This is a genomic window from Flavobacterium sp. Root935 (genome assembly GCF_001429295.1).
GTDB lineage: Bacteria > Bacteroidota > Bacteroidia > Flavobacteriales > Flavobacteriaceae > Flavobacterium.
This window is the reverse complement of sequence record NZ_LMJL01000012.1, coordinates 924,610-942,201: the sequence shown is the minus strand read 5'-3', so window position 1 is coordinate 942,201 and position 17,592 is coordinate 924,610. Positions and strand designations below refer to the sequence as shown.

The following is a 17,592-nucleotide window of genomic DNA, read 5'->3' as shown; positions in this document are numbered from 1 at the left end:
AGCGAAGCGATTTTTTAGAAAATCTAAAATCTAAAATCTATCCCGAGGCTTCGGGACTAAAATCTAAAAATAAAAGTGCTTGAAGTAATAACCTCCAAGCATAAAAATGAAATTTACAGCTGCCATTCTCCAAACTAATTTTTTGTAATTTTTAGATTTGTCTAAAAAATGAAGCGCTATAAAACCAAATAATAAAAGACAGGTAAATATTGCTGGATACATTTTAAAAGCAGCTGAAAATTCACCTTGAAAAAGTAAGACTAATGACCGCTGAAAACCACAGCCCAAACATTCGAAACCGAAGATGGTTTTGAACAAACATGGGATCATATATTTCTCTAAAGTCATGACAGATCTTTTTGCAATTTTACTAAAAAAATATGACAAACGTTTTGCACAGGATAGAAGTACTACTTGAAAGTTTTATACTTTTGAAATCTTAAACTTTGAATTGATGAAAGCTTTTAAAATTATAATAATGATTCTTGCGATTTCGGTTGCGTTTTACGAACAGGTTTCAGAAGAAAAAAACATCTATATCATGATCATTGCAATTGTAGTTTTCATGTTCGGAATGATGCAGCTAAGTGCAAAAACACCAAGTAAAAATAACGATAAAGAAGAGTAGGATGCTGGTAAAAGGAGATAAGGTTTCTGTACTTGATGAAGCCATAAACGGAACGGTAGTTTCGGTTAAAAATAACGAGGTTTTGATAGAAACTGAAGATGGATTTATGATGACATTTTTTGTCAATGAATTGCTTAAGATTCAAGATTCCAGTGATTTAATGAATTCTATTAAAAGAATAGATTTAGATCAAGTTTCAAAAGAAAAAACAGAGCCAAAACCTAGAAGTTTTGTTAAAGAAAAGAAAGAAAAGCGGGATGTTGGTGTTCCAGAATTTGATTTGCATATCGAAAAATTGGTTCCTAATAAACGCGGAATGTCCAATTATGATATTTTGACATTACAGACAGAAACGGCAAAAAGACATATCGAATTTGCGATTCGAAACCGCATTCCGAAAATCGTTTTTATTCACGGTGTCGGCGAAGGAATTTTAAAAGCCGAACTTGATTTTTTATTAGGTCGTTATGACGGAATTGATTTTCAAGATGCCAATTATCAAAAATACGGTCTTGGTGCAACCGAAGTTTATTTTAGACAAAACAATAAATAAAACCAATTTAGAAGCTTAAAATCGATTATTTTTGAGCATAAAAAAACGTCTGTTTTTCCATCTGCTTTAGTATTAAACCAGTTTTGAAAAACAGACGTTTTTTGTAAGAATTATTTTTTTGATTTTCGTCGAAAATCTATATTTTTTTAGTTAACAGTTCTTTCGATGTTTCCTAAAAGAAAACGGCTTCCCAGTTTAAAATGGCTATTTCCTTTTTCTAAAATTACATTTCTAAGAACTATCGTGTGTGTGTAAACTTGTGCAACGTGTGTTGTTGTTACTTCTATAATTCCGCTTGTTCCAGCTACCCCAAGTTGACCACTCCACGTTTCGTCAATTGCAGGTGTAGATGTCGGATTACAGATATATGCTTCTGAAAAAGAACCTGTCTCTGCCTTTGCTGTTCTATAATAAACCTTATTCATTGATGCAGTAATTAAACTCGTTCTAGGCTGGTTTGCTGGTGTATCTGTATTTACAATTAAAGCAGGATCTATGTCATCAATTGTCAAATAAAAAGAGTTGTTGTAATTATATACTTTTTTAAGATCTCCACATTCGTAAGCCGTACCATTAGTATTAGTTTTGAAAACTAAACTAGCAGGAGTTACAGTTGTACTGTAGGTTCCAAAAACATATTGAGCCTGAGTTTGGTTTCCAGACGGTTTAGCAAATGTTACATTTTTGATTATAATACTATGGTCATAACCTGTTATGCGTGAACCATCATCAGTTGTATTTGGTTTTTCGATTTGTGAAGTTTCAATTGTAATTATACCATCTGTTGCAAGCCATTCTTCTGTAACTTTAGGAGTACTTGGCGGAATTGCTCCACAAATATTAGCAGTTGCAACAGCGCCATCATAAGCTCTATAAACTACACGATATTGTCCGTTACCTTTTGAGTCAATTGGATACTCATAAGTTCCAGGATCATTAACAATTCCCGCAGTTTCTGGCAATTGCAGTAAAAGCGCTTCTTGATTTTTTAATTTATAAATTAAAGTATTGGTTAATGGATCGCAGGCTTGAGAAGTTGTAACGCTTTCAAAATCTATTGTTTCTACAGTTAAATCTCCATCATCGCAGCCGTTTAATAAAAAAGCAAATAATAGGAGAGAAGCATATTTTTTCATCGTAAAATTTATTTGGGTCAAAAATAGTGAAAAAAATGGCAAATGATATTTAAGAATTGACAATTGATATTTCTTAACTTTGTCCCGATGAAAAAAGTATATCTAGATAATGCCTCAACAACTGCAATACGTCCCGAAGTAATTCAGGAAATAACAAAAATTATGGTTGAGGATTTTGGTAATCCATCGTCTACACATAGTTTTGGACGAAATGGCAAAACAATAGTAGAGCTTTCCAGAAAAAGTATTGCGAAACATTTCAAGTGTACTGCCCAAGAAATAATTTTTACTTCTGGCGGAACTGAAGCGGATAATTGGATTCTGCGTTCTGCGGTTGAAGATTTGAAAGTTGAGCGAATTATTACTTCTAAAATTGAACATCACGCTGTTCTATATACTGTTTTGGCGCTGCAGGAAGAATACAATATTCAGGTTGATTATGTAAAGGTAAATGCTGACGGAAGTTTAGATCTAACGCACTTGTCTAATCTATTATCTGATGAGAAAAAGACATTAGTTAGTTTAATGCATGTTAATAACGAAACAGGTACAATTTTAGATTTAGAAAGAGTAAGCCTTATTTGCAGGCAGTATAATGCCTTGTTTCATTCTGATACAGTCCAGTCTGTCGGAAAAACTGAAATCGACTTGCAAAAGACCCCCATTGACTTCATTTTGGCTAGTGCGCATAAATTTCACGGACCAAAAGGAATCGGATTTGCCTTTGTTAGAAAAAACTCAGGTTTGCAGCCGTTACTTTTTGGTGGAGAACAAGAAAAAGGTCTTCGCGCAGGAACCGAAGCAGTACACCAAATTGCCGGAATGGCAAAAGCTTTGTCTATTTCGTATGAAAAACTAGATGAGGAAAGAAACTATATTTTAGAATTGAAAAAATATCTTATTGATCAGCTTGAAAGTCATTTTCCTGATTTTAGAATTAATGGAAAAAAAGATGATTTTTATAATATCATTAATATCATTTTACCTTTTTCATCAGATAAAACTTCAATGCTTCTTTTTAGTTTAGATATGAAAGGAATTGCAGTTTCGAGAGGAAGTGCCTGCCAGTCTGGAAGTATTAAACCTTCGCATGTTTTAAAAGAAATGCTTTCTGAAGAAGATCTAAAATTGCCCAATCTTCGAATTTCATTTAGCCATTACAACACCAAAGAAGATGTCGATTGGCTGATTGAGAGTTTGAAAAATATTTAAGCAACTAAGGTTCTGAGAGGCTAAGATTCTAAGATTTTTGTTTAAAATATTCTTCGACTTCATTCAGAAAGACATAAGGATTGTCAGGCTGAGCGAAGTCGAAGCCCTTTATTTACGTATTACTTTTACCTGAGAATCGTTTGTTAATTTGATAATTGTAGAAGATTTTCCGTTGATTTTGTCTTGGTTTAATTTTACCACATAATCAACACCATTTATAATTTCTGGACTAATGTCTTTAAAGGCAAGAGGTGTAGGCTGTCCAGAAATATTTGCTGAAGTTGAAACTAAAGGTTTTTTCATTCTTTCCATTAATTTGTAACAGAAAGGCTCTTTTACCAATCGAACTCCCAAAGATTTATCGGCTGCGATAATATTTGGTGCCACATTTCTGGCATCGTCCAGAATTAAAGTCGTTGGTTTGTCTGATAAATCCCAGATTTGCCAAGCAACTTCAGGAATGTTTTTAAACACGTTGTAAATCATCTTTTCGCCATTCATCAAAACTATCATGCTTTGTGTCTCTGCGCGCTGTTTTAATTTGTAGATTTTGGCAACAGCTTCAGGATTTGTGGCGTCACAGCCAATGCCCCACACAGTATCTGTTGGATATAAAATTATACCGCCTTCTTTGATTACTTCGTATGCGTTGATTATTTCTTCGTTCATTATAAAAAATCTATACTGGTTTTGAATGTATAATACAGCTGCAAAGTTATAAATAAAAAGATTATTTATTTGAATAGGCAGGATAATCAAGTATTTTGCTTTTTTTATTTTTTTGTCTTAGAAAATGACATCAAAGGCGATTCAATATATTTAAAAGTCAGTTGACAAATAAAAAGCAGTGGTAAAATTGAAACTGTTACAATCATCCAAAATTCAAGATCAGTTAAAGTTTTTGCTCTTTCAAGTCCAACAACAAAATGAAATAGTATGAATAGAAAAATACCATGAAGCAAGTATAAACTGTAAGTTATTTGACCAAATTTACGTGAAAATGCACTCGACAGAATTCCGAAAAAGCTATTTCCAGATGCGATAATTAAAAATACAAGTGATGAAATTATAATTTGAATTGGCTTTTTTCCACCGTTAAAAAAATATACTGAAACTCCTAACAGCAGTAAGGCTAGAATTGTATATTTCTTTTGCTTAAAAATCGCTTCGGTCTTTTTCATGCTCATTATTGAGGCAACTATAATTCCACCAAGAAAAGGAGTAAAGTGTCTCAATGATGATTTATTTAAAACCATAATTATTGCAGCAGCAAACGTAAAACTTAATACCGCTTTTAGGTCTATCTTTATTATTTTGTTTACTGTAAAAACGTTTAAAATTAAAACAACTAGAATTGGAATCAGGGATATAAAAACGGAAAAAATCATACTTAGTAATGTGACTGTGGCACTACTAAATAAATGAGTAGATGCTATTTTATTTTTTTGCAAACAAACTCAAACTTATAAATTAATGAAATAGTATTGTAAAATATGTAATAACTGTAAGTAAATATTTACTTTAATTTAAATACGAATTAAAACATTGTAAATTAGATAGATAATTCGAGTTAAGTGTTGGTGAAAATTAAAAACAATGATTTCGACAAAGAGGTCTAGATTTTTTAAGATCTATTTATAAGGTGCTGTTTTTGAAAATTACATTTTCAATCCAGCCCTCTACCGTGTATTTTTTATAAATTGACTCTGGAATTTTTTCATATTCATTTTCGAAAAAAGAAACAGGAATAACAGGTTTATTTTCGTCAATTACTAAAATATTGTTTGGATTATAAAAATCGTAGTTTTTAATATCTGGATTTGTTGTGATAAGTTTCTTTTCTAATCCGAGACTTTCAAAAGTTCTAAAAGTTAGCCCTATTTGACCATTTCGATGAATATCTAGCAATACTTTAGAACGGTCTGCATATTCATGCACTTTCGACAAAGGAACATGTTTGGTGACATATGTAATACCGTCATCTCCCGATTTATGTTTGTTTTTTTTATCGTAAACAATGAATTTAAAATTTACTTTTTTAGACTTCAATTCGTTAGCTATTCGAATTAATGTTGATAGTCTTTTATCTATTGTACTAATATTGAAAACGCCATATTCTAAAGGAATTTCATTATTTGAAGAGGTCTTATTACTGTAAATCCAGTTAGGAGCGAAATTTAAATTAAAATTTACGCAGTCTTCTTTTTCGAACGAATATGCTTCATCAAAACTAGGAATAACTCGTTTGATTTTAGGACAGCGATAGATATTATCATTAAAAAATCCAATCGATTTTTTAGTGTATTTTTTGAATTTTAAAACGCTATCGGGATCAATAAAATCGCCTTTTATTGTCAAAATTACATCCTGAATTTGATTGTTTTTTTTTAATTCTTTCAGTATTTCTTTTCCGTGATGGAGTGTTTTGAGATTCTTTTTTAAAAAAGCTTTCAAAACAAAATTATATACCCTGTGAAAAACTGTAGGATATTTGTATTTATAATCTCTAAAATTAATATGATGGACATTGTGTCCTTGTTTTTCTAAAGCAGACGAAATACATTCATTCATGCCTAAATTATCTAAACTTATTAGAGTTATATTCATTGTTTTATTTCTAATGCGGTTTGTAGTCTTTACTATTTAATCTTGGTTACGAGGCTTATGTATATATTACAGTAAAATTTTGTTATAGACTTTTACGTATTCTGCAGCAGCTGTTTTCCAATTGAAACTTGCAGCTCTTTGTTTGAAAAGTAATTCATTTTCAGGTTTATTATTTTCAAAATTATTTAAACCATCAAACAATACGTTTTTCATATATTCAGGATCAAAATCAGACCAATATTTTGCGGCGTTTCCTCCTATTTCGGGCAGTGAAGTTTTATCAGATAAAAATGTAGGTTTTCCAAAACTCATTGCTTCAATTGGTGGTAAGCCAAAACCTTCCCTTATTGAAGGAAAAAGAAATGCTGTGCAATTTTTCATAAAAAACTGTTTACCTTCATCGCTCACTTTTCCAGTTAAATAAACTTGATTTGATAAGCCATTATCTTTTATTAACTGTTTTATTTTTTCTCCGTACTTTCTATCATGATTTCCAGAAATTATCAAATTGTAATCTTTTATTAATCTCATCATATTAATAATAGATTCAAAGTTTTTTCTTTCTATAAAATCGCCAATACTGTAAAAAAAAGGTTTGTCAACAAGGACATTAGGTACATATGAAGATGTATCTAGAAATTTAGTGATTGGATTTCCATTATGGATAACATATTCAGGAACGTCTGGAACATCAAAATATTGATGGGTTTGCTTTTTTGCAAACTCCGATATGTAGGTAACGGCAGTTGCTTTATTTAATTTTTCTAAAAAAAGTTTATTTCTTCTGTGATTAATATCTGAAGATATTTCCTCAGCAAAATTCACATCGTGAATTGTAAGCAAATATTTGGTTTTTATTAAAGGTTCAACTTTTATATTCTGATTTACAGAATGCCATAGGTCGTATTTTTTGCGAACTCTAAAGAATTTCATCCTTGATAAATTACTGTATTTGTTGTAATCGAATTTGTTTCCAAATTCACTTTCAAGAAGCTTTATATCTGTAGCATTTAATGTTAGCTTTAAGTTTTCAAGTTCTAGTTGAGATAATCCTTTGATTAACTCGTAATTGAAAGTTCCTAAACCAGTAGCTCTATTATTTATGTTATGAGTTTCTAAAAAAACAGTCTTTTGTTGCTGCATCTTTTATTTTTTTTACGAAAATACAATATTAATTTGAAGTGTTAGATTGTATATGTACTTTTGTACTTAATAAAAATATACTGATGAATTTTAAAGTAAATCCACTTTTCAAGAATAATACGGACTCCATAATCGGAAGTATTAAAGGTTTTAATGATATAGGAATTCTTTTTGGAAACGGCGATCGAAATAAAATTAAATTATTTGAATTAAACGGAAAAACGATTAACATAAAATCATTTAAGGTTCCGAATTTAATCAATAAAGTCGCTTATAAATATTTTAGAAAATCAAAAGCAAGACGTTCGTTTGAATATGCTACTCTTTTGTTGGAAAAAGGAATTGGAACTCCTGAGCCCATTGCGTTTCTTGAAAATTTCAATTTTATTGGTTTAAAGGACAGTTACTACGCCAGTGAACATTTAGTAACCGAATTGACATATAGAGAATTGGTAGAAATTCCGACCTATCCAGATCATGACACTATATTAAGACAATTTACCAAATTTTCTTTTGATCTTCATGAAAAAGGAGTAGAGTTTTTAGATCATTCGCCTGGAAATACCTTAATTAAAAAAGTTTCTGAAAATCTATACGATTTTTTCTTGGTAGATTTGAATAGAATGAATTTTCATGATTTTATGAGTTTTGAACAGCGTATGAATAATTTTAGACGCTTGACGCCTAAAAAAGAGATGGTTGCAGTGATGAGCAATGAATATTCTAAGTATTATACAGATAAAACAGAGTCTGAAATTTTTGAGAAAATGTGGTATGCAACTAATCACTTTCAAGAAGAATTTGCGAGAAAGAAAAGATTAAAAAAGAAATTAAAATTTTGGAAATCTTAGTCGTTTCTAGACCTAATTTTTTTTAGCTCTTGAAATCGAACAGCAACACTCAATGCGTTTAGGTAGCAAATTATAATTCCCTTTTTTCCGTCTAAGATTCCAAGTCGTAGTAAGTATTGATTTATGAATTGATAAGCCGGACGAATGTAAAAATGAAAAAAATTAGGCCTAGTATTTTTTAATAGCTCTTCTTGAGCTTTTAATTTTCCGTAAAAGATCATTTTTTGCTTGTAATTTTCATAATTCGAATACGAATAATGAATCAATTTTGTTTTTAATTGACCAATTTTCCCACTTACAATTAATTTTTCGTGAACAATTTTTTCATGATTATAAATTGCAGTTTCTTTCTTAAAAAGTCGGATAATTTTATCTGTTTGCCAGCCGCTAAAACGCAGTTTTTTATTTTTAAACATAAAGTTTCTGCGAACAAAATAAGCCGAAGCACAATCTTTTTGGCTGGTTATGAAACTGATTTCTTTTTGAAGTTCTGGAGTCAATCTTTCGTCAGCGTCTACAAAAAGAATCCATGAATTTGAAGCAAGACTCAGGGCAAAATTACGCTGAGAAGCAAAATTGTCAAAAGCACGCTGTACTACTTTTACATTAGGAAATGAAGAGGCGATCTCAAAAGTTTTATCTATGCTAAAAGAATCTACGATGATTATTTCATTTGCGAATGCCAAATTATCCAGCACATCTTTTATATTTTGTTCTTCATTATAAGTAATAACCAATGCGGTCATTGCTTGTTTTGCTGTCAAAATCATTTTATTGTAGCGCTTAGGTTTTGACTAAGGAAGGACTCAATTTTTTTCTCAAAAAATTCAGGTTTAAATTCATGGTATAAAGATAAGGCTTCCCTCTTCAGTATTTTTTCGGTTTTTTGCTCAAATAAATCAGCACGATAATCTTTTAAATGAACAGAAAGATGATGAATTCCGTCTTCAAAAGTGGCCCAGATTTTCTTTTCAATCCAAGGCGAGAAAATGATAAACGATGGTTTTTCAAGGGCTTTTGCCATATTTATTGCACCGCCATCGTTACCAATAATCAAATCACATTGATTCATGAGACCAATAAAGGAGCGCAAATCTCCTCCCAATAAATCAAAATAAATTTTTGCTTGTGTTGAAGGTTTACAGGCATTAAAAACGGTTTTAGCTTCTTCTAACTGTTTTGGGAAATAATTAAAAAGAATATTTACATCTGTGGTATCAGCTATAAAATCAACCACTTTAGACATAAACTCTAAAGGGTAGGTTTTTAATTTTTCGCTGCCTAAAAGACTGATCATAACTGTTTTTCGATCTTTTTGAACATTATATTTTTCAAAAAGAGTAATAGCATCTTGATTTTCTTTTTCAGAAACAAATAATTTCGGAATTGGATTAATTTTAATTTTGAGATCTAAAGGTTCTAATAACGAAAGTCTTCTCTCGATTGCTAAACCTAAATTTGTTTTTGGAAAAGGCTCAAACGGCACATTATCAGTGTATAAAAAGTTTCTTCCTGGTTTTTTGTAAGATATTTTTCGTTTAGCATTGCTTAATAAAACTATTATCCAGCTTTCGAGCTTAGAATACGCATCAATTAATAAATCGTACTTTTCTTTTCTAATCTGAAATCCAAGATTTAATAACTCTTTTTTGCTTTTTCGGTGTTTTTCTTCAAATAAAATAATATTGTCAATACTTGAATTGCTTTGTAAAACTGGAGTTGTTGAGGCATAAACTAAATAATCGATTTGAGCCTCTGGATAAGCAGTACGCAAATTATTGCATATTATACTGCTGATCAAAACATCACCAATCATTTTTTGCTGAATTACAAGTATCTTCATATAGTGAATTAAGTCTTTTAAGAATTTACAAATTGAAGCAAAAAAAATCCAAATTCCAATTGATAAAATTGAAATTTGGATTTTTTTTACTATATTTTCTTAAAATCTATACAGCAACATCGTATTCACGAAGCGCATTATTTAAAGAAGTTTTTAAATCTGTAGATGGTTTACGAGTACCAATAATTAAAGCGCAAGGAACTTGAAATTCTCCTGCGGCGAATTTTTTAGTGTAGCTTCCAGGAATCACTACAGAACGAGCAGGAACAAAACCTTTCATTTCTACTGGCTCATCACCTGTAACATCAATGATTTTTGTTGAAGCAGTCAAACATACGTTAGCGCCAAGAACAGCTTCTTTTCCTACGTGAACACCTTCAACAACAATACAACGAGAACCAATAAAAGCACCATCTTCGATAATAACTGGAGCAGCTTGTAATGGCTCAAGAACACCACCAATACCTACACCACCGCTTAAGTGTACATTTTTACCAATTTGTGCACAGCTTCCAACAGTAGCCCAAGTATCAACCATTGTTCCTTCGTCAACATAAGCACCAATGTTTACATAACTTGGCATTAAGATAACACCGCTCGAAATGTAAGCTCCGTAGCGAGCAACAGCATTTGGTACAACACGAATTCCTTTTGCAGCATAATCTCTTTTAAGTAACATTTTATCGTGATATTCGAAAATACCAGATTCCCATGTTTCCATTTTCTGAATTGGGAAATACATCACAACAGCTTTCTTAACCCATTCGTTTACCTGCCATTTATCACCAACTGGTTCAGCAACGCGTAATTTTCCTGCGTCTACTAATTCGATAACTTCTCTAATAGCATCAGTTGTTGTAGTTTCTTGCAATAAAGCTCTGTTTTCCCAAGCTTGTTCAATTATAGTCTGTAAAGAATTCATACGTTTAAATTTTTGGCAAAGATAACGTATTTGTAGAAATGCAAAAAAGCAAAACGACTCGAAAATGTTACAGATTTAACTTTTTGTTTCTTATTTGTAAAACTTAGAATTGTTATACGGATTAAAGATTTTTTAAAACTACCTCTAGAAGTTTTTTTTATGTCAAAATATGACAAAAGTCAGATTTTGTGTTTTTTCTTCTCTCTAATTTCGCATCATTGAAAAACATTCCATTCAATAAATTAATCATATAAGCAGTAAAATATGAATCAAGAAAATCAACTTCAGAACAGAGTAATTATTGACAAAGAGGTAACTTGGGATAAAACACAAGTTATTATGAGTAAAACAAATGCCTTTGGTATTATTGAATATGCCAACGAAGTATTTGTAGATGTTTGTGGTTACGAAGATTACGAATTAATGGGACAGCCGCATAATATTATACGTCACCCAGACATGCCTAAAGTTATTTTTAAAGTACTTTGGGAAAATCTTAAAAACGGTAAAAACTTTCACGCTATTGTAAAAAATCTCGCTAAATCCGGAAGATACTATTGGGTAATTACCGATTTTGAAATCGCTCGTGACGAAAATGATGTAATCGTAAATTATTTTGGACGTAGACAATCTGTACCGCAGGAAGTAATTGCAATGCATATAGAGCCTTTGTATAAAAAATTATTGCAAATCGAAGCGGCGAGCGGAGTGGAATTCAGCGAAAAATACCTAATCGGATTTTTAGAAGAGAAAAAAAGATCTTATGTTGAATATATTAAGGAGTTGATTTACGAACATGAAAAAGCACAAGCTAAGTTTGCTAATTATGTTGAAGAAGAAGATGGAGAAGAGGAAGAACATAGAGGCTTTTTTGGCCGATTGTTTGGTAGATAATTTGAGTTATTTTTTAGGTTTAAATATTTGGATAGGTCCGTCTTGAGTTTTCGAGGCGGATTTTTTTTTTATTTTTAATCTCTTTTATTTGAGTGAAATAAAACTTGGAAAAATATTTTGAAGTAAATTTGTCAAAAAAAATAAATGCCTAGAATCCTTTCTATAGATTACGGACAAAAACGTACAGGAATCGCTGTTACAGACGAAATGCAGATTATTGCATCAGGTCTTACAACGATTCCAACTCATACTTTAATTGATTTTTTAAAAGATTATTTTGCAAAAGAAAAAGTCGAAGCAGTATTAATTGGTGAGCCTAAGCAAATGAATGGGCAACCTTCAGAAAGTGCTTCTATAATTAATGGTTTTGCGACTCATTTTTCAAATATTTTTCCAGATATGAAAGTGATTCGAGTAGATGAGCGTTTTACTTCAAAAATGGCATTCCAAACAATGATCGACAGCGGTTTAAGTAAAAAACAGCGTCAAAATAAAGGTTTAATAGACGAGATATCTGCTACAATTTTACTTCAAGATTATCTTTCCGCAAAAAAATAACGCTCTTCGTCTTATTTATTGTTTATAATTTAAAGGTTTTTAGAAAATCCTAACTTTTATCATCTAAAAATTAGTTTTTTTTTGCAATTAAAAAAGTACCTTTGCACTTTAAATAAAAATACTGTTATGCCTGACGAAACCATACGTTCAAATAGTGATGTAGTACTCATTGGAGCTGGAATTATGAGTGCCACTCTAGGAGTAATTTTGAAAGAATTACAACCGGATATAAAAATTGAAATTTACGAAAGATTAGATGTTGCTGCTGCAGAAAGCTCTGATGCTTGGAACAATGCAGGAACTGGACATTCTGCCTTTTGTGAACTAAATTATACTCCAGAAAAGGCAGACGGCAGTATCGATCCTAAAAAAGCAATAAGTATTGCAGAATCTTTTGAGATTTCAAGACAGTTTTGGTCTTACTTAGTGCAGGAAAAAAAAGTGCCTTCTCCTGAAAATTTTATTAAAAGCGTACCTCATATGAGTTTTGTATGGGGAGATAAAAACGTAAATTATTTAAAAAAGAGATTTGAAGCTCTGCAGAGCAATCCAATTTTTTCTGAAATGACTTTCAGTACCGATGTCGAGCAGCTAAAAAAATGGATGCCGCTGGTAATGGAAGGACGAAATGCTGATGAAAAATTAGCAGCCACACATATGGAAATTGGTACCGATGTAAATTTTGGTGCTTTAACCAGAAGTATGTTCAATTATTTAGAAAAATTAGATGGCGTTTCTTTATTTTTTAATCACGAAGTTAAAAAACTAAGACAGCGTGAAGATAAATCTTGGAGAATAAAGATTAAAGATTTATCTACAGGAAAAATTCGTAAAGCTTACACTAAATTCGTATTTATTGGTGCAGGCGGAGGTTCTTTACCTTTGCTAGAAAAAGCAAATGTACCAGAAGGACATGGTTACGGCGGTTTTCCAGTAAGTGGACAATGGCTGAAATGTACTAATCCAGAGGTTATTGCTAAACATCAGGCAAAAGTTTACGGAAAAGCAAGTGTTGGAGCTCCGCCAATGTCTGTTCCTCACATTGACACCCGTGTAATCGATGGGGAAAAAGCACTTCTTTTTGGACCATTTGCTGGGTTCTCAACTCGTTTCTTAAAAAACGGTTCTTATTTAGATTTGCCTTTGTCAATTAAAGCTAATAACTTAATTCCAATGCTTGCGGCAGGTTATCATAATATCCCGCTGACAAAATATTTGATTGAGCAGGTTCGCCAGTCTCCAAAAGATAGAATGAAAGCTTTACGTGAATATTTACCAACTGCACGTTCTAAAGATTGGAAATTAGAAAAAGCAGGACAACGTGTTCAGGTTATTAAGAAAGATGAAAAAGAAGGCGGTATTTTAGAATTTGGTACCGAAGTAATTAATACACATGACGGAACTTTAGCAGTTTTATTGGGTGCTTCTCCAGGTGCTTCTACAGCCGTAGCGATTATGGTTGATTTGATTAGCAGATGTTTTACCAATCAAATTAAAACACCAGAATGGGAAGCTAAATTAAAGAAAATGATTCCTTCTTATGGTCAGACTTTAAATGATAAGCCGGAGCTTTTAGCAGAGCTTAGAAAACATACAGCAGAAGTTTTAAAAATAAAATAAGCTTCTTTAAATTAATAGAATAAAAAAAAACAAATCCAGATGAATTAATCTGGATTTGTTGCTTTTAGGTCGGTTGTGTTTTTTAGAATTTTTTCGGCAAGATTGCTCATCCAGATTAATTGTTCGATAACCATTGAAGCTTCCTGCATTTTGGCTTGACGTGTTTCTTTGTCTAAACCATCATCTTCTGCCAACCGTGTAAAGTTCTTTCTTTTTAATTCTTCAAATTGTAACGTTACATCTTCTTTTTCAAAAAATGTATCTTTTAAAATAACTTCATTTCTTAAAATAGAAATAGAGTGATCAAGATTAGCTAAAATCGTTTTAATGATATAATTGAAAGACTCAGAAGCAGATGTAGTTTGATGCGATTGAATATAAGTTGACAGCGATGCTAAAGCAGATAATAATGAGTGATTTAAAACCACTAGTTTGTTTACCAAAGGCATTGTTTTCTGTTTCGATTTTGGTTCCTGCATCATACGCTGAAATGAAGTCATTAGATTTCCTATTTCAACAAAAGCATTCTTTCTGGCTAATCTATAAGAAGTCGGAACTTCTCCTTTTTTATTATAAAAATCAGCAATTTCCTTGAGATAGTTTCGGTTGGCACGAATTGCGTTTTCAATATGAATAGGAGTATTAATAAATTCCCATGCGGGCCACAAAAATTGATTGGCAATAAAAGCTAAAACTGCGCCTGCGAGTGAATCTAAAATTCGGTATTGAATAACTTCATTAATATCTGGAGTTAAAATTCCGTATATAAAAACAACATACATCGTAACAAATGTTGCGCTGATCTTATAGTTGATTTGTGTAAACGAAATCCCCAAAAGCATACAAATAATAGAGAAAATACTTAAAGCAACGTGATTTTGAATAATAGATACAATTCCGAAAGCTATGATACCTCCCAAAACAGTTCCGAACATTCTATGGTAAGATCGCTCTTTTGTTAAGCCATAACCAGGACGCATTATTACAACAATAGTCAGCAAAATCCAGTAAACGTTTTGAAATGGAAGAATCTGACCTAGAAAAAAACCAATTAGAATTGTAATTGTTAAGCGCAGCGAATGCCTGAAAATAGAAGAAGAATAACTTAAATTTTCGATCAAAGTTCGAAGCGGATAATATTGCGGCGTCAGGAATTTTTCAAGCTCCTTATCCTTGTCTTTTAATTTATAAGACTGCATTGCCAATGAAAATGCACGTTGAATAATCTTGATTTTTCCAACCTGATTTTTCGCATATTTCAGCATATTGGTCAGCATCAAAACTCCTTCGGCTGCTTCGTCTTTTCCTAGAGTTTTTTCGTAATCAAAAATTGCAAATTCAAGGGCATCAAGCTCGTTCTTTAAATCATTTTTGTCTACATACACGCTGATGTGGCGAACATTTTTTGAAAGTTTTTTTAAAGTCGAAGCCAATTTATAAGCCACATTTTGATATGTTCTTAAAACCTCTGGATGCTTTGCAAATTTGATGTGAAGTTTACTATGATCAAAAGAGGTATAAAGTGCAAGTTCTTGAATTTCGACCAATGTGATAAAAACCAAAAGCATTTTTCTGTTCTGGCTCGTAATTCCAGATGCGTTCTGATTTCCGATCAGCATTTTTCTCAAATCTTCGTGAATAAGATTTAATTCTACCTGAACGGCCAATTGTTTTTCGATAATTGCTTTTCTATTCGCTTCGGGACTCCATAAATCGCCTCTTAATTTTAAATATTTGGCAGTTAGTTTTATACCTTCAGCAATTTGTAATTCTACATATTTATAAGGTTGTACTAAATGAAAAATAAGCGAAACAATTAAGTATAAAATTCCTCCAATAAATATAAAACCGGAGTATTCAAATGCCTGCCAGCCCTCGTGCAGGTGCCCGAATGAAAGAGAAATTGATAATAAAGCAGAGAAAGATATTAAAGTTGCACGCTGTCCATAGACCGAAATCATAGAACAGAGAAATAATAAAAATCCTAAAAAGGGATAAAATAAAACGGGATAAGGATAAACCAGATTAACCAAAAGGTTAACGCCGGAAACAATAAAAGATGCAGCAATTAATCCTTTAATTTTATGACTCAGCGAACTAGGAATATCGCTTGGATAAGTATAAAAAGCTCCTAATGCTATTGTAAAACCAATTTCAAAATGACCTAAAAAATTTAAAACTAAAACAGGAACAACAGAAGCAATGGTTACTTTAGAAGCATTGAAAAAAGAGGTGCTGTTGGTAAATTTCGAAATTTTATCAAACATAAAAAGAGGTTTACTAGCAAAGGTAAGAATTGTACGAGTGATTTTGGCATAATTATAGCTGAGATTTTTAACGGTTTTGAAAAAATATGATATAAAATAGTAATAGAATTATTCATTGACTATTTTTTACTATTTTTGCCAGCTGAAATATGAGAAGTTTAGTTCTGTTTTGCAGCACATAAAAAACATAAATAAAAACAAATGATTTTACCAATTGTAGGATACGGTGATCCTGTTTTGAGAAAAGTAGGGCAGGACATTACACCAGAATATCCAAACCTAAAAGAAACGATCGCAAATATGTACGAGACTATGTATAATGCGTACGGAGTTGGACTTGCAGCACCGCAGGTTGGACTGCCAATTCGTTTGTTTGTTATTGATACAACGCCTTTTAGTGATGATGAAGATCTTCCTTCAGAGGAACAAAAAGATTTGAAAGGTTTTAAAAGAACTTTTATCAATGCTAAAATCGTTAAGGAAGAAGGTGAAGAGTGGGGTTTTAATGAAGGCTGTTTAAGTATTCCAGACGTTCGTGAAGACGTTTACAGAAAACCAATTGTTACAATTGAATATTGTGACGAGGATTTCGTAATGAAAACAGAGGTTTTTGATGGCTTAATTGCGAGAGTTATTCAACACGAATACGATCATATTGAAGGAATTTTATTTACAGATAAAATTTCGTCTCTTAAAAAACGTTTAATTCAAAAGAAACTAAAAAATATTACTGAGGGAAAAACATCTCAGGAATATAGAATGAAGTTTTTTGCAGCCAAAAAAGGGAGATAAGTTTTCTAAATATTTAGAAACAAAAAATAAATCAAATTCTTAATACTAATTTTAATAAAAATGAATTTAACGAAAATTTTAGCCATTTCAGGGAAACCAGGTTTATACGAATTGAAAGTTCAAACTCGTACAGGTTTTGTGGCGGAATCATTAATTGATGGGAAGAAGATTACTGTAAATCTAAAAAGCAATGTAAGTTTATTGTCTGAAATTTCGATTTATACTTATGAAGGTGAAAAACCATTAACTGAAGTAATGCAGCGAATTGCCGTTAAAGAGAACAAAGGTCAAGCGATTTCTCATAAAGAAGACAACGCTACTTTAGCTGCCTATTTTAAGCAGATTCTTCCAGATTACGACGAAGAAAGAGTTTATCCATCAGACATCAAAAAAGTATTAAACTGGTATAATACACTTCAAGCAAAAGGTTTAGTTACAGATTTAGCTCCAGCTGTTGAAGAAACTAAAGAAGAAGCTCCAGTTGCTGAAGAAAAACCTAAAAAAGCTCCAGCAGCTAAAAAAGCAAAAGCTAAAAAAGAAGAATAGTAAGTTATTCTTTTAATTAT

19 protein-coding genes are annotated in these 17,592 nt (G+C 31.7%); 9 read left to right on the top strand and 10 right to left on the bottom strand.

The genetic code is table 11. From position 1 onward, the window contains the following. Positions 1 to 63: 63 nt before the first annotated feature. Positions 64 to 348 carry a DUF2752 domain-containing protein gene (locus tag ASE40_RS18780; RefSeq protein ID WP_057118656.1) on the bottom strand — a complete coding sequence of 95 codons (285 nt, stop codon included), beginning with the start codon at positions 346 to 348 and terminating at the stop codon, positions 64 to 66. Between the two features lie 106 nt (positions 349 to 454). Between ASE40_RS18780 and ASE40_RS22145 the strand changes: the two genes are divergently transcribed. Beyond that, positions 455 to 628 carry a hypothetical protein gene (locus ASE40_RS22145; RefSeq protein WP_172426676.1) on the top strand — a complete coding sequence of 58 codons (174 nt, stop codon included), beginning with the start codon at positions 455 to 457 and terminating at the stop codon, positions 626 to 628. A 1-nt stretch (position 629) separates the two neighbouring features. Beyond that, positions 630 to 1,181 (top strand): Smr/MutS family protein, encoded by a 552-nt coding sequence (locus ASE40_RS18775; RefSeq protein ID WP_057118655.1) that lies wholly within the window; start codon positions 630 to 632, stop codon positions 1,179 to 1,181. Positions 1,182 to 1,327: 146 nt separating this feature from the next. Here the strand turns inward: ASE40_RS18775 and ASE40_RS18770 are convergent, their stop codons facing one another. Beyond that, entirely contained in the window at positions 1,328 to 2,317 is a 990-nt protein-coding gene (locus ASE40_RS18770) for a hypothetical protein (RefSeq protein WP_057118654.1), read from the bottom strand. A gap of 87 nt (positions 2,318 to 2,404) precedes the next feature. Here ASE40_RS18770 and ASE40_RS18765 point away from each other — a divergent pair, with 87 nt between their 5' ends. Further along, positions 2,405 to 3,529 carry a cysteine desulfurase family protein gene (locus ASE40_RS18765; protein ID WP_057118653.1) on the top strand — a complete coding sequence of 375 codons (1,125 nt, stop codon included), beginning with the start codon at positions 2,405 to 2,407 and terminating at the stop codon, positions 3,527 to 3,529. Positions 3,530 to 3,637: 108 nt separating this feature from the next. On the opposite strand, the gene ASE40_RS18760 is transcribed toward ASE40_RS18765, so the two are convergent. From ASE40_RS18760 to ASE40_RS18740, 4 genes are all read right to left on the bottom strand, one after another. Further along, on the bottom strand, positions 3,638 to 4,198 hold the full coding sequence (locus ASE40_RS18760; RefSeq protein WP_057118652.1) for an L-threonylcarbamoyladenylate synthase: 561 nt from the start codon (positions 4,196 to 4,198) through the stop codon (positions 3,638 to 3,640). A gap of 104 nt (positions 4,199 to 4,302) precedes the next feature. Next, positions 4,303 to 4,980 carry an acyltransferase family protein gene (locus tag ASE40_RS21910; protein WP_128414999.1) on the bottom strand — a complete coding sequence of 226 codons (678 nt, stop codon included), beginning with the start codon at positions 4,978 to 4,980 and terminating at the stop codon, positions 4,303 to 4,305. Between the two features lie 184 nt (positions 4,981 to 5,164). Beyond that, complete coding sequence (locus tag ASE40_RS18745; RefSeq protein ID WP_057118649.1) at positions 5,165 to 6,136, bottom strand: hypothetical protein; 972 nt, start codon at positions 6,134 to 6,136, stop codon at positions 5,165 to 5,167. Positions 6,137 to 6,202: 66 nt separating this feature from the next. Then, positions 6,203 to 7,279: a glycosyltransferase family 4 protein gene (locus tag ASE40_RS18740; protein WP_057118648.1), complete on the bottom strand. Its 1,077-nt coding sequence runs from the start codon at positions 7,277 to 7,279 to the stop codon at positions 6,203 to 6,205. Positions 7,280 to 7,362: 83 nt separating this feature from the next. Here ASE40_RS18740 and ASE40_RS18735 point away from each other — a divergent pair, with 83 nt between their 5' ends. After that, positions 7,363 to 8,130 (top strand): hypothetical protein, encoded by a 768-nt coding sequence (locus ASE40_RS18735; RefSeq protein ID WP_057118647.1) that lies wholly within the window; start codon positions 7,363 to 7,365, stop codon positions 8,128 to 8,130. Here the strand turns inward: ASE40_RS18735 and ASE40_RS18730 are convergent. The 3 genes from ASE40_RS18730 to ASE40_RS18720 all read right to left on the bottom strand — a co-directional run bounded on the left by ASE40_RS18730 (position 8,127) and on the right by ASE40_RS18720 (position 10,895). Continuing rightward, positions 8,127 to 8,900, bottom strand: coding sequence for a glycosyltransferase family 2 protein (locus ASE40_RS18730; RefSeq protein ID WP_057118646.1), 774 nt, complete (start codon positions 8,898 to 8,900; stop codon positions 8,127 to 8,129). The two genes, ASE40_RS18735 and ASE40_RS18730, sit on opposite strands and share 4 nt — an antisense overlap. Further along, positions 8,897 to 9,973, bottom strand: a complete 1,077-nt coding sequence (locus ASE40_RS18725; protein ID WP_057118645.1) for a glycosyltransferase family 9 protein — start codon at positions 9,971 to 9,973, stop codon at positions 8,897 to 8,899. The genes ASE40_RS18730 and ASE40_RS18725 overlap by 4 nt, the downstream gene beginning before the upstream one ends. A gap of 106 nt (positions 9,974 to 10,079) precedes the next feature. Further along, positions 10,080 to 10,895, bottom strand: coding sequence for a 2,3,4,5-tetrahydropyridine-2,6-dicarboxylate N-succinyltransferase (locus ASE40_RS18720; protein WP_057118644.1), 816 nt, complete (start codon positions 10,893 to 10,895; stop codon positions 10,080 to 10,082). Positions 10,896 to 11,159: 264 nt separating this feature from the next. Here ASE40_RS18720 and ASE40_RS18710 point away from each other — a divergent pair, with 264 nt between their 5' ends. From ASE40_RS18710 to ASE40_RS18700, 3 genes are all read left to right on the top strand, one after another. Further along, positions 11,160 to 11,789, top strand: coding sequence for a PAS domain-containing protein (locus ASE40_RS18710; RefSeq protein WP_057118642.1), 630 nt, complete (start codon positions 11,160 to 11,162; stop codon positions 11,787 to 11,789). Positions 11,790 to 11,933: 144 nt separating this feature from the next. Further along, positions 11,934 to 12,347, top strand: coding sequence for a Holliday junction resolvase RuvX (gene ruvX / locus ASE40_RS18705; RefSeq protein ID WP_057118641.1), 414 nt, complete (start codon positions 11,934 to 11,936; stop codon positions 12,345 to 12,347). Positions 12,348 to 12,473: 126 nt separating this feature from the next. Beyond that, positions 12,474 to 13,967 (top strand): malate:quinone oxidoreductase, encoded by a 1,494-nt coding sequence (locus ASE40_RS18700; protein ID WP_057118640.1) that lies wholly within the window; start codon positions 12,474 to 12,476, stop codon positions 13,965 to 13,967. 44 nt (positions 13,968 to 14,011) lie between these two features. Here the strand turns inward: ASE40_RS18700 and ASE40_RS18695 are convergent, their stop codons facing one another. Then, complete coding sequence (locus tag ASE40_RS18695; protein WP_057118639.1) at positions 14,012 to 16,234, bottom strand: FUSC family protein; 2,223 nt, start codon at positions 16,232 to 16,234, stop codon at positions 14,012 to 14,014. A gap of 201 nt (positions 16,235 to 16,435) precedes the next feature. Here ASE40_RS18695 and def point away from each other — a divergent pair, with 201 nt between their 5' ends. Together def and ASE40_RS18685 are read left to right on the top strand one after the other, a co-directional pair. Beyond that, positions 16,436 to 17,026, top strand: a complete 591-nt coding sequence (gene def, locus ASE40_RS18690; RefSeq protein WP_057118638.1) for a peptide deformylase — start codon at positions 16,436 to 16,438, stop codon at positions 17,024 to 17,026. A gap of 60 nt (positions 17,027 to 17,086) precedes the next feature. Beyond that, entirely contained in the window at positions 17,087 to 17,572 is a 486-nt protein-coding gene (locus tag ASE40_RS18685) for a DUF5606 domain-containing protein (RefSeq protein WP_057118637.1), read from the top strand. The last annotated feature ends 20 nt before the right edge of the window (positions 17,573 to 17,592 follow it).

Excerpts from the sequence above, each read along its gene's own strand:
- ASE40_RS18780 (WP_057118656.1), bottom strand. The coding sequence starts at position 348 with ATGACTTTAGAGAAATATATGATCCCATGTTTGTTCAAAACCATCTTC.
- ASE40_RS22145 (WP_172426676.1), top strand. The coding sequence starts at position 455 with ATGAAAGCTTTTAAAATTATAATAATGATTCTTGCGATTTCGGTTGCG.
- ASE40_RS18775 (WP_057118655.1), top strand. The coding sequence starts at position 630 with ATGCTGGTAAAAGGAGATAAGGTTTCTGTACTTGATGAAGCCATAAAC.
- ASE40_RS18770 (WP_057118654.1), bottom strand. The coding sequence starts at position 2,317 with ATGAAAAAATATGCTTCTCTCCTATTATTTGCTTTTTTATTAAACGGC.
- ASE40_RS18765 (WP_057118653.1), top strand. The coding sequence starts at position 2,405 with ATGAAAAAAGTATATCTAGATAATGCCTCAACAACTGCAATACGTCCC.
- ASE40_RS18760 (WP_057118652.1), bottom strand. The coding sequence starts at position 4,198 with ATGAACGAAGAAATAATCAACGCATACGAAGTAATCAAAGAAGGCGGT.
- ASE40_RS18745 (WP_057118649.1), bottom strand. The coding sequence starts at position 6,136 with ATGAATATAACTCTAATAAGTTTAGATAATTTAGGCATGAATGAATGT.
- ASE40_RS18740 (WP_057118648.1), bottom strand. The coding sequence starts at position 7,279 with ATGCAGCAACAAAAGACTGTTTTTTTAGAAACTCATAACATAAATAAT.
- ASE40_RS18735 (WP_057118647.1), top strand. The coding sequence starts at position 7,363 with ATGAATTTTAAAGTAAATCCACTTTTCAAGAATAATACGGACTCCATA.
- ASE40_RS18730 (WP_057118646.1), bottom strand. The coding sequence starts at position 8,900 with ATGATTTTGACAGCAAAACAAGCAATGACCGCATTGGTTATTACTTAT.
- ASE40_RS18725 (WP_057118645.1), bottom strand. The coding sequence starts at position 9,973 with ATGAAGATACTTGTAATTCAGCAAAAAATGATTGGTGATGTTTTGATC.
- ASE40_RS18720 (WP_057118644.1), bottom strand. The coding sequence starts at position 10,895 with ATGAATTCTTTACAGACTATAATTGAACAAGCTTGGGAAAACAGAGCT.
- ASE40_RS18710 (WP_057118642.1), top strand. The coding sequence starts at position 11,160 with ATGAATCAAGAAAATCAACTTCAGAACAGAGTAATTATTGACAAAGAG.
- ruvX (WP_057118641.1), top strand. The coding sequence starts at position 11,934 with ATGCCTAGAATCCTTTCTATAGATTACGGACAAAAACGTACAGGAATC.
- ASE40_RS18700 (WP_057118640.1), top strand. The coding sequence starts at position 12,474 with ATGCCTGACGAAACCATACGTTCAAATAGTGATGTAGTACTCATTGGA.
- ASE40_RS18695 (WP_057118639.1), bottom strand. The coding sequence starts at position 16,234 with ATGTTTGATAAAATTTCGAAATTTACCAACAGCACCTCTTTTTTCAAT.
- def (WP_057118638.1), top strand. The coding sequence starts at position 16,436 with ATGATTTTACCAATTGTAGGATACGGTGATCCTGTTTTGAGAAAAGTA.
- ASE40_RS18685 (WP_057118637.1), top strand. The coding sequence starts at position 17,087 with ATGAATTTAACGAAAATTTTAGCCATTTCAGGGAAACCAGGTTTATAC.